Below are 16,313 nucleotides of genomic sequence, written 5' to 3'. Positions count from 1 at the left end.
TTCCCTCTTGTAACTTATTCATTCCACTACCTAATTTCGTCTGTAAATCTGACAAGCTAACTCTCTCCCTATAAATATATAGTAATATACAAAATTAACTTCATATATATTACCATGATTTTCTAATTGTGTAATTAGAATTTCATTTTTTCTGTTTTGAGCATTTTTTGTTTATAATGGTAAAGGAAAGAAATCTGTGTACGGAGGAATATTATGCTGCAACACTCAATTACGAAAGATGAAATTATGATGATTGCGAATGAGTTCGTTCAAGGGCTTGATCCGCAGCAAGTTGCTGATCAGGAGCATGTCGCTACAGCTCGGCACCTATATCGTAGTGGTGTTGTCTATAACGTTGACTTTGATGGCTATACGCTATCGGGAACTGTAGATGCTGAAGGCAGCGTATATAGCGTTCACATCCCGATTCGTAATGTCGCTGAAAGCTATTGCGATTGCTTCGCGCCAACGCAATGTGAGCATATGCTTGCTGTGTTACTATCTGCAGCTTCAAGTTTTGGGCAGGTAGGAGACGTATTAACTTTATTTAAAAATAATACGAAACCTTCCCTTCCTCCTATTCGAACTGCAAGACAAGTATTGCAATCATCAGCTTTTGAAGAAATGGATTATAAAAGTTGGCACACATACTTTGAAAATGAATTTGAATCATTTAAAAAGGAACAGGCTCGGCTCACTTATAAACAAATGTATTTTCTTATGAGTCTTTTTACAGACTTCTATACAAAATTAGAACGGAAAGCTCCGCGCGTCATTGCTATTCATGAATTATTTAAATTGCACGCGGCACTTTATTGCTTTCAAAAATTACTAGAAGAAATTCAAGAATTTGAAGCAAACAAACTATATTCTTATCACCAACCAGTTAACGTCGTTCGTCTATTCGTTGATAAAGTTGAATCTATCGTTAGGGACTTAAAAACAGAAGCGATTCCGGCAGAATCCGAATCGATTTTACAAGAAACAGCTCGGCTCACGCATGAAGTATTCTTCTCTACCGATGCCTATACACAAGAGCGATTCTTCATTTATCGTCACATATGGAGTGAATTGTTAAGAACAGAAGAACAGCTACAGGAAGAAGCAAAACGGATCGATACTAAAATGAATCCACTTTCCAAAGCATTAGCCTCTTCTCATCTGCTCTTTTTAAATAATGAAGATTTATTGGCAATGGAATTACTCGAAAAACAGCCTGCTTCTGTCGTAAGCCTTTATTTTTATTGGTTAGAAGAGTTATTAAGTGCAATGCAGTGGGATCGCGGGAAAAACTGGCTTTCCTTTACGTATAAACAAGTAAAGAAAACAATACTCGAACAAGAGAATACCGTCTTCATACAAGATATCGTTCGGTTATTTGTAATGATGTATGAAACGTATGCAACACACACAAATGAACAAGCGGGATTAGAAATGATTTTACAAGAACTCCTGCCGTATAGTTTCGCAAATTACGAACAATACGTACTAGCGAAGAAACAATACCGTGCATGGGCAGAACTTCATCTCTTATATGGATTTGAGGCAATCGAACTTTTGAAAGAACCATTGAAAGATATTGAAAAAGAAGCGCCTGAAGCAGCACTTCCTCTTTATCACCTTGCCGCAACAGCAGCAATTGAAGAACGGAATCGCAAATCATATAGACGTGCCGTTCGTTACTTAAAGAAATTACGTATGCTTTATAAACGACTGAAACGAACTGATGAATGGGATGCCTTCATTATTCACATTGCTAATTTACATTCACGTCTGCGCGCACTACAAGAGGAATTACGGAAAGGAAAATTAATCGATGATCATACAAACTGAAGTAACAATTAGGCTCCAGCACGTTAGTCAAGGTTGGTTCCTTTGGGGAGAAGATGATAGCGGTGCTCCCTTATCCGTAGCAATTTGGAAACAAAATGCATTCACATGGCACTCTACTTCCTTCTACGGCACGTTTCTAAAAGAAGCAACGTATGAAGGTAAACAAGGCGTTATGCTAACGAATGTGCAAGCATTTGAATACATCGCAAATAAACCGATGAACTCATTTGCAAATATGCAAATGAACGGTCCTATTACAGCACTTACAAAGGATGCGAATGAATTATGGGACGCTTTCGTAAGTGGAAGCTTCGTACCCGATATGGAGCGTTGGTCTCATCAGCCATCTTGGAAAGTTCAGAATACCCCAATTGAAGATGACACGTTAGCATCACTTTTCACTTCAGCGGTGAACGAAAGTATTTTGCAAGATAGTCGCTCAAATGATGGCTGGGAAGATGCAAAGAGACTATATGAACATTACGACTTTACGAAAAGACAATTGGAAGCAGCGCTACATGAGGAAGATTGGCTTCGAAAAATTGGTTACATTGAAGATGATCTTCCATTTATAGTTGGATTAAGACTTCAAGAACCACAAGAAGAATTTGAAATGTGGAAGCTCGAAACAATCGTTACGCCAAAGCGTGGCGCTCATCGCATATATGTATATGAGAATATCGATTCCTTGCCAAAAAGATGGCACGATTACGAAGAACGTATTCTTGAAACACAAGAAGGATTCAGTAAGCTCATACCGTGGCTAAAAGAGGACGACAAGTTCAGGGAAGAACTCTTTGAAACAGAAGCTTGGAACTTCTTAACCGAAGCAAGTAATGAATTACTCGCAGCAGGTATTACAATTTTACTACCATCATGGTGGCAAAATTTAAAAGCAACAAAACCGAAGTTACGTGTACAGCTGAAGCAAAGCACAGCACAAACACAATCTTTCTTCGGCATGAATACGCTCGTTAATTTCGACTGGCGCATTTCAACGGACGGAATTGATTTATCAGAAAGCGAATTTTTTGAACTTGTTGAGCAGAACAAACGCCTTTTCAATTTAAATGGTCAATGGATGCGACTTGATCCTGCCTTTATTGAAGAAGTAAAAAAACTAATGAACCGCGCAGATAAATATGGACTAGAAATGAAAGACGTGTTGCAGCAACATTTATCTAACACCGCGGAAACAGAAATTGTAGAAGACGATAGTCCGTTTACCGATATTGAAATCGAACTAGATGGATATTATGAAGAGCTTTTCCAAAAACTTCTGCACATTGGAGATATTCCAAAAGTAGATGTACCCTCTTCGCTACAAGCAACACTCCGTCCATATCAACAACACGGTATTGAATGGTTGCTATACTTACGAAAGCTTGGATTTGGAGCATTATTAGCCGATGATATGGGACTTGGAAAAAGTATTCAAACGATAACTTACTTACTATACGCTAAAGAAAACAATCTCCAAACAGGACCTGCATTAATTGTTGCACCAACATCAGTCCTTGGAAATTGGCAAAAAGAATTTGAGCGTTTCGCACCAAATTTACGTGTTCAGTTACATTACGGGGGTAACCGAGCTAAGGATGAGTCATTTAAAGACTTCCTTCAATCAGCAGATGTTGTATTAACTTCTTATGCATTAGCTCAGCTTGATGAAGAAGAACTTAGTACCTTATGCTGGGATGCTGTTATTTTAGATGAAGCTCAAAATATAAAAAACCCACATACGAAACAGTCGAAAGCAGTAAGAAACCTACAAGCAAATCACAAAATTGCTTTAACCGGTACACCAATGGAAAACCGACTTGCTGAGCTTTGGTCTATTTTCGACTTTATCAATCATGGGTATCTCGGAAGCTTAGGACAATTCCAGCGCCGCTTCGTCACACCGATCGAAAAGGACCGTGATGAAGGAAAAATCCAGCAAGTACAACGATTTATCTCGCCATTTTTACTGCGTCGTACGAAGAAAGATCAAACAGTCGCATTAAACTTGCCAGATAAACAAGAACAAAAAGCTTATTGTCCACTAACTGGTGAACAGGCTTCCTTATATGAACAACTTGTTCAAGATACATTACAAAATGTAGAAGGATTAAGTGGAATTGAAAGACGCGGATTCATATTACTTATGCTGAATAAGCTAAAACAAATTTGTAACCATCCAGCCCTTTATTTGAAAGAAGAAGAACCACAAGATATCATCGAACGCTCTATGAAAACAAAAACGGTAATGGAGCTCATCGAAAATATAAAAGACCAAAATGAAAGTTGCCTAATTTTCACTCAATACATTGGCATGGGGAACATGCTAAAACGTATGCTAGAAGAAAAATTCGGTCAGCGTGTTCTCTTCTTAAACGGGAGTGTACCGAAGAAAGAACGTGACAAGATGATCGAGCAGTTCCAAAACGGAACGTATGACATCTTCATCTTATCATTAAAGGCCGGCGGAACAGGATTGAACTTAACTGCTGCCAACCATGTCATTCACTATGACCGTTGGTGGAATCCAGCTGTAGAAAACCAAGCAACAGACCGTGCATATCGCATTGGTCAAAAACGCTTCGTTCACGTTCATAAACTCATTACAACAGGAACGCTTGAAGAAAAAATTGATGAAATGTTAGAAAGAAAACAATCATTAAACAACGCCGTCATTACAAGCGATAGTTGGATGACCGAACTATCAACAGACGAACTAAAAGAATTACTTGGCGTATAAAGTGAAACTTTAATCAGTGGGGGTTTTGTTCATCCCCCACTGATTATCAGCCCTCACCAATCGGGCTTTTACGGGCAGCCCGACCCCCACCTAACTTCTTTGCTTTCGCTGAATCTTGAGGTGGGGGTCTTACTGCCCGGCAAATAGCGGGATAAATCAAAAAGGAGCAAATCTCTAAATGAGATTAGCTCCTTTTTCTATGCCAAAACCAATTGCTTATTATAATTCCTGTTAACCCGCCGCACGTATCAAGCAATGAATCTTGCCACATCGGTGTACGATCTCCTGTAAACCATTGATGAATTTCATCAAATGTTGCATAACCTGCAACGAAAAGGAGGGCGTATGCAAAGCATCTTTTTCTCGAATAACCCGATCGATGAAAAGCATAATACGTCAATGAACCTAGCATAAAGAACACCATAAAATGAGCACCTTTACGAAGGAAAAACTCAACAAATCCACCTACACCTTTATTTGCGATGCTAACAGGTGTACCTCCGCCATAATCGATAGATACCCATGAAAAATGCTCTTTCACAAACTCAACATTTACATATTGCTCAATATTTGAGCGCATATCCTGTTTTTTATATGGCTGTGCTGAGGAATAGAAAATAAGCCCCATCCATAGTAATACAGGAATCCAAAATAACCATTTACGATTCATTCTCCCGAAAGCTCCTCTCTTAGTCTTTTAAGAGTACCAAAAAAAGAAAAAATTTCACGCCAAAACATGACATTTACCCCCTATTTATAAAGTGAAAGGGGGTGATAAACATGGCAGTTGAAACAATCGTAATGGATTTAACTTTACGCCCTGTATTAAACGGAGGATTAGACAAAAACGGTAAAACAGTTTTAAAGAACAAACAATTCAAACGTGTGAAAACAAATGCAGATTTAGGAAAAGTACATGAAGTAGCACGTGCTCTTGCTTCACTACAACAATCATCACTTCAAGCTGTACAACTTGTAAGCACGTCAGATCTTTCTAACCTGTAAAGTGAAACTTTAATCAGTGGGGGGTTGTGCTCATCCCCACTGATTATTATCCCGCACCAATCCGGCGGTTGCGGGATAAATAAAAAGGAGGGAATAAAACATGCAAGTACTAGAGTTAATTTTCGTGAAAGAAGATGGAAAAACAGTTGCCTTTTCTATCGAAAATCCCATCACACCAGTAAATGAACTAGTCGTAAATCAAGTAATGGATACCATTCTTTCTTCATCTGTATTTTCATCAATTGGTGAAAATGCTCGTAAAAAAGGGGCTCGCCTCATAGAAAAAAACATATCTGAAGTTCAGATTACTCCGTAAATCCAAAAGACGAATCTGCATTATTTTGCAGATTCGTCTTTTTTCTTCGGCATTTCAATCGGGATAAAAATGTTTGAAAAACCAACGCAAACATACTTATAATTCTCTCCGCCTACATCAAACTCTGTCTTATATGTCGAGAAGAAAATATAATCATTTCGCTTTGTATAATGATCGATTAATAATCCAACTTGTGGCTCAACATACTTATTTGCCAATTTCTTTCCCGCCGATGCTAGATCGCCAAGTATACCCTCTTTGTTTTCTTTCTCAACCTCGTCTAGCTTCTTACTCACATCATTACGCTTCATAAATTGTTTTGCTGCCCAATCCGTATATTCTCCCTTACCCGGATTACTATTTGCTAAATAAACTAAGAGAACAACAGCTAGAACCATAATAATAATATACTTTTTCTTCATGCTATATCACCGCCTACTCTTTTCTATTTTCATATATATGTACAAGCGATACAAATTAGAAAGACCATCATCTATTGATTGTAAACGAACAGTAAAAATTTACAATACGCAACAGAAGATTAATAGAAACTTTACATAATTCATATATAATTATATGTGAATTAAGTTCTATAAGGGAGGATTTAGAATCATGGATAATGAAAATGATATTTTTATTTCTCGTTCTACAATGATGCTCGAACCTTGCAAACACCCTTATTACCGGACAACAATTCTTGAAAGCTGGGCATGTATTATCCCGAATGAACATGAAAGATTCACTACACGTAAAAAACCTCTTGCCACATTTACTGTATTAAAGTAAATAGAATGGAACGCAATATTTCCCTTGCCTTCCATTCTATTTACTATTCTTATCCCCTTACACTATCTCGCATTTTCTCAAGCGCTTGTCGATATAACCATCTCACTTGATAATACGTCATCCCTATTTCATCGGCTATCTCCCCCATATTTTCCCCTACAAAGAACCGCTCTGAAATGATGTGCTTCTCCTTATCATCTAACACACTCATAAAGTCCTTCGCTCTCGTTCCTGCATCTTCACACTCAAATCGTTCCTCATACTGATCGGTGCATACATACCTCTCTTGCACTACACATTCTTTCTTCAACCTCTCCAATATATAACCACGTACCGTTACAACCGCATAAGCAGGAAAACTACCTTTCTCCTCCTCATATCTTTCATAAGCATGCCAAAGACCAATTAAACCACATTGATAATACTCTTCATAATCTTGGTAAATATTTAACCTCTTTATTTGATTTACAATCATACCTTCATACAAAACAACCGTATCTGCAAAAGTCGCTGGCTTCACAAAGTACCCGTTTCTAAAAGGTATACCTCTTTAGTATTCCGCGGTACCTCTACAATATAAAATGAGAAAGGAAATTTCATTGTGGGTAATTTCAAATACTGCTGCCGGAATTTGAAATTACACTAGGCAGTATTTGAAATTCTGCTTGGGGTATTTGAAATAGGGGTAAAAATAAAAAAGGTGACTCTCAGAAGAGTCACCTTTTTACAGGCTGTGGAGAAAGTCTTCTCCACAGCCTGTTTTTGTGTCTGAACCTCTTTTTATGTGTCAACACTGATAAAAAAGAGGAAAAGGAGAGATTTCTTATGATGGGTGCTTTAAAAAATCATCGCGATGAACGTGTATCTGTTTCTGTAGAAGAGTTAGTTCCACAAGATCATTTCCTTCGTGCGATTGAAGCGACAATTCGTTTTGATTTTATTGAGGAGAAGTTACGCCCTTATTACTGTGAAAACAATGGACGTCCGTCAATCCATCCTATCGTTTTATTCAAAATGATGTTTATTGGATATTTTTATGGTATTCGTTCTGAGCGTCAATTGGAAAAGGAGATTAAAACGAATATCGCCTACCGTTGGTTTTTAGGGTTTTCTCTATCAGATACTATTCCAGATCATTCTACAATCAGTTGGAATCGCCGTACCCGTTTTATTCATACAAATATTTTCGAAGAAATTTTTGATGAGATTGTGAGGCAAGCGACGGAGAACCGGATGGTGGGAGGACGTGCACTGATGACAGATTCTACACATATTAAGGCCAATGCTAATAAAAATAAATTTGTACATAAATATAAAAAAGAAAAGGCAAAGTTTTATATAGATGAACTAGAAGCTGCGGTAATCGAAGATCGTGAGGTACACGGAAAAAAGAATTAAAACCTAGAAAGGAAAGTGATACCCCTACTAAAAAAACTCGTATAAGCACTACGGATCCAGATAGTGGATTTTTAATGAGAGATGGAAAACCGAACGGTTTTCATTTCTTAGATCATCGTACAACTGATGCGAAGTACAATATCATTACAGATACCTATATAACGGCTGGAAATATGGCAGATTCCGAGCCGTATTTAGCACGTCTACAAGCTCAAATTAATAAATTCGGATTTAAGGTGGAAGCTGTAGCTCTTGATGCAGGCTATTTTACAGGTTATATCTGTAAGAAATTATCAGAAAGAAATATATTTATGGTGATGGGGTATCGCCGATTTGGAAAGCGAAATAAAGAAGTACCGAAAAGCCAATTTAAATATGTAGAAGAAATGAATGCATTTGCTTGTCCGATGGGATGTATTTTAGAGTATGCGACAACGGATCGCGAAGGATATCGTCAATATAAATCGAATCCAGAAGACTGCGCTGTTTGTCCGCTACGTGAGGTGTGCTTTTCAAAGAAACAGAAACAAAAGTTATCACTCATCATGTATGGGAGAAATATAAAGATATCGCTAGAAAAAACAAGCTAACAGTTACAGGGAAAAAGTTGTATAAAGTACGCTGTTCAACTATAGAGCGAAGCTTTGCGGACGCCAAAGAACTCCATGGCTATCGATATGCTCGGTTTCGGGGGCTGAAGTCTGTCCAAATGCAGGCTTATCTCACCTCAGCTTGTCAAAATATGAAAAAAATAGCCCTCCATCTGACCAAAAAGGGTCTGGTGGAGGGCTATTTTTCTAAATTCTATTATTTTATGTTGTTTTCATTTGCTAAAATCAAAAAGATTTCAGAGTGTTGGGAACCCTAAAGGGTTTCCCAACACTCTGAAAAAAGGTGACTCTCAGAAGAGTCACCTTTTTAAAATAACATATTATGCGCCAAAATTAGAGAACATACCGCCTAACATACTAAACCCGATTGTAAGAATAAAGAATATAGAAATTAAAATTATTGCTTGTTTTTTACTTAAACCAGCAACGATATGCAAACCTAAGCCAGTTAAAATTAAGCTCCAAATGTTAAAGACTTCAAATGCAGAACCGATGCCATATGCAATTGTTCCTTGTTCAAATAAAGGCCCTAAACTTGTATATTTATCAGCGCCATTCCCACCAAGAATATATCCTAAAGCTACATTAAGAAGACTACCAACATAAAAGACAACATTGGCATATATATAAATAGATAATATCTTCATATACGGAGTATCATTGCTCATAAACATCATAATAACTTTATAAAATCCTGCTACCACAAAAAGACCAACAGCTGTTCCAACTAGACCTCCTACAGCCCCAAACCCAAGTGTAGTCCATTTCATTATCCCCGTCGCATCATCCTTAACCAGCTTCGCTAGCTCCGGAGTATTAAGTAACCCTAAATAAGCTACCGCTGCTGATAAGATTGTCCCCATTAAAAGAAATAAGAAAAATCCTCCCCAGACTGGGCTTTTCGCCTTCATTCTCTCAAACTGTAAGCCTGGAGAAGTAACCATTCCAAATAATGACGGCTTCTTCGCACCTTCATCTTGCATATTAATATTTGCTTCCATTATAACGCCTCCCTTTATTTATATAACCCGTTCTAACGGGCGGTTCACATCCTCATTTTGAGGCTACGAACCGCCCACTAGAACGGTAATGTGTAGCTCTACTACACTATTAATTACTCATAACGTAATGCTTCAATTGGATCCAATTTCGCAGCTTTATTCGCTGGAATTAATCCGAAAATAATACCAAGTGTCATCGAGAACAATACACCTCCAACAACAACTTCCCATGAAACGAGCGGTGGCCATTTCGCAAATGTGGAAACGATATATGCTCCGCCATATCCAAGACCAATTCCGATCAAACCACCTAGAAGTGTTAACATAACCGCTTCAATTAAGAACTGTAATAAAATTTTACTACGCGTCGCTCCAAGTGCTTTACGTATTCCAATTTCGCGCGTACGCTCCGTTACAGATACGAGCATAATGTTCATAACGCCGATACCACCAACGACTAATGAAATACCCGCGATACCACCGATAATCATCGTCATAATACCAGTTACTTTAGAAACATTTTCTTGGAATTCTTTTAAATTCACCAGTTCATATTTACCTGGAATTTCACTTGGCTTACGACTATTTAATACATCAACAGCTTGTTTCCCTGCCGCTTCTAAATCATCTACATTTTTAGCTTGAATTGCGATATTTTGAATATTATCTGTTCCGTATAAAACAGGCCATAACGTAAGGGGGACTAATGCTTCTTCCATTTCAAATCCCATAAACTCATTATCAGATCTGTACACACCGATAATTTGCATCGGTTGTCCTTTCATCTCAATAATTTGTCCAACTGGGTTTACGTCCTTAAATAATGTCTCTTCTGTTTTTGTACTAATCATCACAACGTTATTTGCATGAGAAATATCTGATTCACTTAAAGTACGTCCCTTTACGACCTTTACTTTATTAACCGCAAAATATTCATTATCAAGACCAATAACATTCAGATTTGCTTTTTTATCATTTACATCAAGCACCTCTGAATTCTGGTTTGTCGTAATAACGTGTGAAACATCTTTCACTTGTTTTACTTCCAAAATATCTTCTTCCGTTAACTTTGGTATTTCAAATCCACCTATAGCAAACTCATCATTAATATCTGGTTTAAATTGAATTGGCATAAGGTTATTACCACCAGAACCTGCGAATTTCGACTTCAACATCGCTTCCCCGCCTTGCCCGATCGCAACGACAGTAATAATAGAACCAACGCCGATAATAATACCGAGCATCGTAAGAGCTGAACGCAGTTTATGAGCTAAAATAGAAGATAGGGCAATTTTTATACTATCTAGTAAACTCATACCGCACACCTTCTATCTTCTGTAACTTTCCCATCTCGCAGTACAATGCGGCGGGAAGAATACGCTGCTACTTCCTCTTCATGCGTAACCATAACAATTGTTGTACCTTCTGCATTAAGCTTCGTGAAAATATCCATGACTTGCTCACCAGACTTCGTATCAAGCGCACCAGTTGGCTCATCGGCCATAATGAAAGTTGGATTATTCGCAATCGATCTCGCAATAGCGACACGCTGCTTCTGTCCACCTGATAACTCATTCGGCAAATGATGAACTCTGTCGGACAAACCAACTTTACCAAGTGCTTCCAGAGCTCTTTGACGTCGCTCTGCTTTCTTCACGCCACCGTATACGAGCGGAAGTTCAACATTTTCCACCGCAGAAAGACGAGGCAGTAAATTAAAGTGCTGGAATACAAATCCAATATATTCATTACGAATTAAAGCAAGCTTTGATTCATCTGCTGTTAAGATATTCACATCATTCAGCATATATTCGCCTTCTGTTGGACGATCTAAACAACCAATAATGTTCATAAGCGTTGACTTACCGGAACCAGAAGGCCCCATAATCGAAACAAACTCACCACTCTGAATCGTTAAACTAATACCATGCAAAATCGGCACCGCCAATTTCCCTTGGTAATACGTTTTAGCAATATTATTTAACGTAATCATTTCTCTTTCACTTCCATTCCGTCATACACATCGTCGGAAGGATTTTTAACCACCTTTTGCCCCACTGTTACGCCTTCTACAATCTCTGTCCAGTCTCCATCAGTAGAACCTTTTTTCAAATTTTGCTTACGAAGCTTCCCTTTATCCTCAACATAAACAAATGCATCATCGCCTTTTTCTACAATGCTCTTAGTCGGAACAGCAATCATCGTCTTATTCTCTAAATTTACTTGCAATGAAACGTGGTAACCTGGAGATAAACCGTCTTGACTATCAAGGCTTGCTTTATATGTATATTGAGACATATTTTGAGTCGCTTCGCCTACACCACCAGCTTGAGCCATCTCTGCACTCGTTGGGAATTCACTTACCTCTGTAATCTTACCTGTCCACTTCTTCTTGCTATTTGCTTTCGCAGTTACAGTGAATGTTTGATCTTTTTGAATTTGTGACTTTTGAAGCTCAGTTAACGTCCCTTGAACTTGGAACGGGTCTTTAGAAGCCACTTGTAAAAATGCCTTTCCTTGTCCACCTAACGCTTGAGATGAACTTTGTGCTGCATCTTTATCTAACTTTTGAACAACACCCGTAAAGTTACTATAAATCGTAAGTTCTTTCTGCTTTTTACTTAACTCTTCTTTTTGCAACTTCCCTTTTTCTTTCTCAAGATCAGTTGTTTTCTGCGTCATCTCTAACTCACTTACTTGCTCTTCCATTGGGTCTGTTACTTCTTTCCCAGCCCCGCCATCTTTTGCTTTCTTAATTTCTTTCTTCAATGAATCAATCTTCTTTTTCCCTTGATCATAACGCATATCAGCCATCTTCTGATCAAGCTCGGCTTGCTTCATTTGAAGATTAATCTCTTCATTGTCATAAGAGAATAACTTCGTACCTTTCTCTACCTCTTGCCCTTCTTTTACCTCAATATCTTTCACTTTTCCTTTAGTCGGATCTGCATAGAAGCTTTCAATATTACCAGGCTTCACCTGACCAGAAATTAACTTCGTATTATTCAGCTTACGCTCTGTCACTTTCTCAAAACTTACAGCATCAGCCGTTGTCGATGCGCCCTTCTTCTTACCTTGCATAATAAAAATATTAACTGCTGCCACAATAACAATTAGTGCAATAACCCCGATAATAATCCATTTTTTCTTCTTGTTTGGAGTACGAACCGTATTTGGTACCATATTCTCTCTCCCTTTATAAGTTAATAGTTTAATAAACACCACAATTGTATAAAACTTTCTGAAAAATAATTGTATATTATTACAATCTTTTTACAAAGTTTTACACATTCATTTATATTGTAACAAAAATTCCAATGATTAGAAATATGACATCTTATCTTTTAAGATAGTTTTAAGGAAAGATTATATTATATAGAAAAAGCCATCCAAAATAACAATTGGATAGCTTTTCAAACAAAATATTACGCCACTTTAGAACCTTTTCTCTCATGTCCACGTTGAACGATAAATAAGAAGACTGTTGATAAAATTGCACCTGTTAATAGTAAGATAAAGCAACCATCCCAGCCAGAACGATCAACAATAACACCAATTGCTGCGTTTGCTACAAGACTTCCGCCCACATAACCAAACAGACCAACTGTCGTACCTACTGCAAATTTCGGTACTAATTCCATCGCACTTAAACCGATTAAGAACTGTGGTACGTAAATTAAACATCCGATAATAGAAACTGCAATACTTACAACAAGTACGCTAGTTGCTTGCCAATATACAAACGTACCAATAACAACTCCAACCATACTAATAATACACAATGGCATACGTTTTCCTTTAAATAATTTATCACTTAAAAGACCAACGATTAATGAACTTGGAATTGCCATACCTTCAAAAATTGCGTATGCTGCATGTGCTTCATTTTTTGAAAAACCTTTAACTGTTGTTAAATAAAGTGGAACCCAGTTAATAACACCGAAACGAATTAAATAAACAAATGCATTCGCAATACATAAGAACCATACAAATTTATTTTTCACTACATATTTCATTAAAATTTCTTTTGGTGACATCTTGTTAGCATTATCTGCTTTTTCAAGATTTTCATAGTCATTACGATACTCATCAATTGGAGGAAGACCTTCAGACTCTGGTGTATCCTTCGCATTGATCCAAACAAGAACTGAAATTACCATTGCGATAATCGCTGGGAAAATAAACACGCCGCCTTGCCAATGACTTTCACCGAAAATACCTACACCAATTCCGACAAGGGGCGGCACTAGCATTCCGCCAACGTTATGTGAAATATTCCAAATACCTGTTTTCGTACCACGTTCTTTCTTCGAGAACCATTTCGTCATAACGATACTACAAGGTGGTGCTCCCATACCTTGTACAATACCGTTCAGGACAAGTAATGTAACAATCATTCCAAAAGAAGATGCAAACCCGAAACAAATATTTACAAGCCCTGATAAGAATAATCCGACTGCGATAAAGCGCTGGGCAAAAGCTTTATCTGATAAATTCCCCATAAAGAACTTACTAAATCCATAAACAATCGCCATTACTGAACCTAGTAGTCCAATTTCAGCTGTACTAAAACCATATTCTTGTACTAAATACGTACTTGATAACGTAAAATTACTGCGCACTAAATAATAAGCAGCATACCCAACTGAAATTCCAATTAATACACGAATACGCAGTAATGTATATACTTTAGCGATCATATCCGCTGGTAATCTCTCAATTGCAGGTGCTGGCTTAAGCCATTTAAACATATACTCTCGTCTCCTTTTCTCACTTTTGAGAGAGACGCTGTCTATTCCATATCTCGATTATTCCACTATTTGATATATTTTGGTTCGTCCTTCTAACAGGCTGTCCTTCTATTTCTTTCTCATTCTTTGCAAACATCGTTGGTACGCCAAACGAAACTTTTTCTAAAATGTGACCCGCTTCTTCTGATAAACAATAATCAATAAATAAGTCCGCAATAATACCACTCGGTGCACGTTTTAGTTTTGAAATCGCATTGACAGACAAACCTGTTTGCTCGGGTTCGTTACTTAAAATAGGAAAGCCTCGTTTTTGAAGCATTCTCTGATCTCCCATAAAATTGATGCCTATCATATATTCACCACTTGCCACAAGTTCTGCTGGTATGTAACCATTCACTGTTACTTCTCCAACCTGTCCTGCAAGATGCTTCACATACGCCTTCGCTTCCTCTTCGCCTAAAGTATCAATAAGTGATTGAAAAAACGTATATGCAGTACCCGAAACATTTGGATCTGGCATAACAATCTTTCCAGTGTACGCAGAGTTTAATAAATCTTGCCACCTTGATGGATACGGAAGACCGAGCGGCGCTATTTCTTCATTCCACCGCTCTTTATTAATCGCGATTGCTAGTTTCTCCACTTCATAACCGTACCAATAACCATCTTTATCTTTAACAGACTTTGAAATACGGTTCGCATGCTGGCTCATAACAGGAATAGAAAGGTTCTTTTGCTTCATCATTTGATGCGCATCTACTGTACCGCCAATAATAATATCCGCCTTCGGATTTCCAGCTTCCTCTTCTACTCTCCGAAGAAGTTCTTCTGTCGATAGACGAATAAATTCATATGTACACCCGCGTTGTTTACAAAATGATGAAAGCAAAGCTTCACCAACTTCCTCACGGGCCGCTACATACGCAACAAGATGACGATCATCCAAAATAGGGAGACCACTTTTATTATATTTAATAGAGGTTGTATCTCGAGAGCAACTAGACATCGCTCCTCCGATTACTAGCAAAAAGAAGAAAAAGGCTATCTTTCTCATGACACATTCTCCTTTACAAGGAATTCTGCTAGGGAGCCCTTCATATACATGACATTCCCGTTATTATCACCGAGATATTGCACAACAAAGTACGATGGATACACAGAAATAGTTAGAATATCCTCCCGCTCATTCTTTACACGCTTGCCTGTTTTATAGGCAGTAATATAAGCAATCGGCTCATTCTGTGATTGTAATAATTTCTGAATTTCTCCGTAATCTGTAATTTGCTTTGCGTATCGAATAGAATCAAATATTTGCGTAAGATCTATAGTACGTATTACATCCCCTTGCCTCACTACAACTTCCTTTGCCTCCGCAAAGAAATTACTAATGCGCTCCGGTGTATAATACAGACTTAACAAATACGTTTGCAATGCTGAGATCATCGGATCCGTACCATTCTTTCCGTATACATTAGCCTCATACTGGAACAAGTCACCTACTGCAAAAGTACGTTTATGTCCATTCAAGTACGTTACTTCTCCAGTAAATACTTGTTCTTGATTCCTCGCTTCTCTCGGTTCTACTCGAATTCGGTCAAAGAATGAAACAATCGTATGCAAACGAACTTCATCCGTTACAACAATTTCTCCCCACTTCTCATGCCTTACTTTCACTTCAGTAGGAAGGGATTCATTCACTCTTTGTAAAACGGCTTGTTTGTCATCCACAATCGTGATTCGATTATATATTTGCTTCTCAATAACATAGAACAAAATAAGAGAAACGATCATACAAAAGACAAACATAAGAATTTGAAATGATAGCCTTTTCATTTCTGCCTACCTCCAAGATAAAAAAACGTTGTTTCGAAA

Annotated in this window: 14 protein-coding genes and 3 pseudogenes; 7 read left to right on the top strand and 10 right to left on the bottom strand. The window is 37.8% G+C overall.

Going from position 1 to position 16,313, the window contains the following annotated elements:
* Positions 1 to 213 precede the first annotated feature (213 nt).
* Both CDB3_RS24375 and CDB3_RS24370 read left to right on the top strand, forming a co-directional pair.
* On the top strand, positions 214 to 1,833 hold the full coding sequence (locus tag CDB3_RS24375; RefSeq protein ID WP_128856256.1) for an SWIM zinc finger family protein: 1,620 nt from the start codon (positions 214 to 216) through the stop codon (positions 1,831 to 1,833).
* Positions 1,817 to 4,573 carry a DEAD/DEAH box helicase gene (locus CDB3_RS24370; protein WP_128856255.1) on the top strand — a complete coding sequence of 919 codons (2,757 nt, stop codon included), beginning with the start codon at positions 1,817 to 1,819 and terminating at the stop codon, positions 4,571 to 4,573. The genes CDB3_RS24375 and CDB3_RS24370 overlap by 17 nt, the downstream gene beginning before the upstream one ends.
* 184 nt (positions 4,574 to 4,757) lie before the next feature.
* On the opposite strand, the gene CDB3_RS24365 is transcribed toward CDB3_RS24370, so the two are convergent.
* Positions 4,758 to 5,243 (bottom strand): VanZ family protein, encoded by a 486-nt coding sequence (locus tag CDB3_RS24365; RefSeq protein ID WP_128856254.1) that lies wholly within the window; start codon positions 5,241 to 5,243, stop codon positions 4,758 to 4,760.
* A 110-nt stretch (positions 5,244 to 5,353) separates the two neighbouring features.
* On the opposite strand from CDB3_RS24365, the gene CDB3_RS24360 reads away from it, so the two are divergent.
* A complete protein-coding gene (locus CDB3_RS24360) occupies positions 5,354 to 5,578 on the top strand; it encodes a DUF1659 domain-containing protein (RefSeq protein ID WP_128856253.1) in 225 nt (74 codons plus the stop codon).
* A gap of 100 nt (positions 5,579 to 5,678) precedes the next feature.
* On the top strand, positions 5,679 to 5,894 hold the full coding sequence (locus CDB3_RS24355) for a DUF2922 domain-containing protein (RefSeq protein WP_001197608.1): 216 nt from the start codon (positions 5,679 to 5,681) through the stop codon (positions 5,892 to 5,894).
* A 20-nt stretch (positions 5,895 to 5,914) separates the two neighbouring features.
* On the opposite strand, the gene CDB3_RS24350 is transcribed toward CDB3_RS24355, so the two are convergent.
* Positions 5,915 to 6,316, bottom strand: a complete 402-nt coding sequence (locus CDB3_RS24350; protein WP_128856252.1) for a DUF4359 domain-containing protein — start codon at positions 6,314 to 6,316, stop codon at positions 5,915 to 5,917.
* A 190-nt stretch (positions 6,317 to 6,506) separates the two neighbouring features.
* On the opposite strand from CDB3_RS24350, the pseudogene CDB3_RS24345 reads away from it, so the two are divergent.
* Positions 6,507 to 6,599, top strand: a pseudogene (locus CDB3_RS24345) (competence protein ComK); the annotation flags it as partial.
* A pseudogene (locus CDB3_RS33165) lies at positions 6,583 to 6,675 on the top strand (competence protein ComK); the annotation flags it as partial. The pseudogenes CDB3_RS24345 and CDB3_RS33165, both read left to right, overlap by 17 nt.
* Before the next feature lie 54 nt (positions 6,676 to 6,729).
* Here CDB3_RS33165 and CDB3_RS24335 read toward each other — a convergent pair.
* Entirely contained in the window at positions 6,730 to 7,200 is a 471-nt protein-coding gene (locus tag CDB3_RS24335) for a sigma-70 family RNA polymerase sigma factor (protein WP_128856251.1), read from the bottom strand.
* A 305-nt stretch (positions 7,201 to 7,505) separates the two neighbouring features.
* Between CDB3_RS24335 and CDB3_RS24330 the strand changes: the two are divergent.
* Positions 7,506 to 8,946 (top strand): annotated as a pseudogene (locus CDB3_RS24330) (IS1182 family transposase).
* 63 nt (positions 8,947 to 9,009) lie between these two features.
* Here CDB3_RS24330 and yknW read toward each other — a convergent pair.
* The 7 genes from yknW to CDB3_RS24295 all read right to left on the bottom strand — a co-directional run bounded on the left by yknW (position 9,010) and on the right by CDB3_RS24295 (position 16,274).
* Positions 9,010 to 9,690 carry a YknW family membrane protein gene (gene yknW, locus CDB3_RS24325; protein WP_128856250.1) on the bottom strand — a complete coding sequence of 227 codons (681 nt, stop codon included), beginning with the start codon at positions 9,688 to 9,690 and terminating at the stop codon, positions 9,010 to 9,012.
* A 113-nt stretch (positions 9,691 to 9,803) separates the two neighbouring features.
* A complete protein-coding gene (locus CDB3_RS24320; RefSeq protein ID WP_097832416.1) occupies positions 9,804 to 11,006 on the bottom strand; it encodes an ABC transporter permease in 1,203 nt (400 codons plus the stop codon).
* On the bottom strand, positions 11,003 to 11,683 hold the full coding sequence (locus CDB3_RS24315) for an ABC transporter ATP-binding protein (RefSeq protein ID WP_097832417.1): 681 nt from the start codon (positions 11,681 to 11,683) through the stop codon (positions 11,003 to 11,005). The genes CDB3_RS24320 and CDB3_RS24315 overlap by 4 nt, the downstream gene beginning before the upstream one ends.
* Positions 11,680 to 12,873: an efflux RND transporter periplasmic adaptor subunit gene (locus tag CDB3_RS24310; RefSeq protein ID WP_128856249.1), complete on the bottom strand. Its 1,194-nt coding sequence runs from the start codon at positions 12,871 to 12,873 to the stop codon at positions 11,680 to 11,682. Before CDB3_RS24310 ends, CDB3_RS24315 begins: the two co-directional genes overlap by 4 nt.
* 242 nt (positions 12,874 to 13,115) lie before the next feature.
* On the bottom strand, positions 13,116 to 14,441 hold the full coding sequence (gene pgtP, locus CDB3_RS24305; RefSeq protein ID WP_128856248.1) for an MFS transporter: 1,326 nt from the start codon (positions 14,439 to 14,441) through the stop codon (positions 13,116 to 13,118).
* Positions 14,442 to 14,460: 19 nt separating this feature from the next.
* Complete coding sequence (locus CDB3_RS24300; protein ID WP_128856247.1) at positions 14,461 to 15,495, bottom strand: ABC transporter substrate-binding protein; 1,035 nt, start codon at positions 15,493 to 15,495, stop codon at positions 14,461 to 14,463.
* The gene (locus tag CDB3_RS24295) at positions 15,492 to 16,274 is read right to left on the bottom strand and encodes a DUF3919 family protein (protein ID WP_098271084.1); all 783 of its coding nucleotides are present in this window, start codon (positions 16,272 to 16,274) and stop codon (positions 15,492 to 15,494) included. Before CDB3_RS24295 ends, CDB3_RS24300 begins: the two co-directional genes overlap by 4 nt.
* Positions 16,275 to 16,313 lie beyond the last annotated feature (39 nt).

This window comes from Bacillus sp. CDB3, assembly GCF_002081505.1.
In the GTDB taxonomy this organism is placed as follows: Bacteria; Bacillota; Bacilli; order Bacillales; family Bacillaceae_G; genus Bacillus_A; species Bacillus_A cereus_AT.
This window is presented reverse-complemented; position numbering and strand designations above follow the sequence as displayed.

Excerpts from the sequence above, each read along its gene's own strand:
- CDB3_RS24375 (WP_128856256.1), top strand. The coding sequence starts at position 214 with ATGCTGCAACACTCAATTACGAAAGATGAAATTATGATGATTGCGAAT.
- CDB3_RS24370 (WP_128856255.1), top strand. The coding sequence starts at position 1,817 with ATGATCATACAAACTGAAGTAACAATTAGGCTCCAGCACGTTAGTCAA.
- CDB3_RS24365 (WP_128856254.1), bottom strand. The coding sequence starts at position 5,243 with ATGAATCGTAAATGGTTATTTTGGATTCCTGTATTACTATGGATGGGG.
- CDB3_RS24360 (WP_128856253.1), top strand. The coding sequence starts at position 5,354 with ATGGCAGTTGAAACAATCGTAATGGATTTAACTTTACGCCCTGTATTA.
- CDB3_RS24355 (WP_001197608.1), top strand. The coding sequence starts at position 5,679 with ATGCAAGTACTAGAGTTAATTTTCGTGAAAGAAGATGGAAAAACAGTT.
- CDB3_RS24350 (WP_128856252.1), bottom strand. The coding sequence starts at position 6,316 with ATGAAGAAAAAGTATATTATTATTATGGTTCTAGCTGTTGTTCTCTTA.
- yknW (WP_128856250.1), bottom strand. The coding sequence starts at position 9,690 with ATGGAAGCAAATATTAATATGCAAGATGAAGGTGCGAAGAAGCCGTCA.
- CDB3_RS24320 (WP_097832416.1), bottom strand. The coding sequence starts at position 11,006 with ATGAGTTTACTAGATAGTATAAAAATTGCCCTATCTTCTATTTTAGCT.
- CDB3_RS24315 (WP_097832417.1), bottom strand. The coding sequence starts at position 11,683 with ATGATTACGTTAAATAATATTGCTAAAACGTATTACCAAGGGAAATTG.
- CDB3_RS24310 (WP_128856249.1), bottom strand. The coding sequence starts at position 12,873 with ATGGTACCAAATACGGTTCGTACTCCAAACAAGAAGAAAAAATGGATT.
- pgtP (WP_128856248.1), bottom strand. The coding sequence starts at position 14,441 with ATGTTTAAATGGCTTAAGCCAGCACCTGCAATTGAGAGATTACCAGCG.
- CDB3_RS24300 (WP_128856247.1), bottom strand. The coding sequence starts at position 15,495 with ATGAGAAAGATAGCCTTTTTCTTCTTTTTGCTAGTAATCGGAGGAGCG.
- CDB3_RS24295 (WP_098271084.1), bottom strand. The coding sequence starts at position 16,274 with ATGAAAAGGCTATCATTTCAAATTCTTATGTTTGTCTTTTGTATGATC.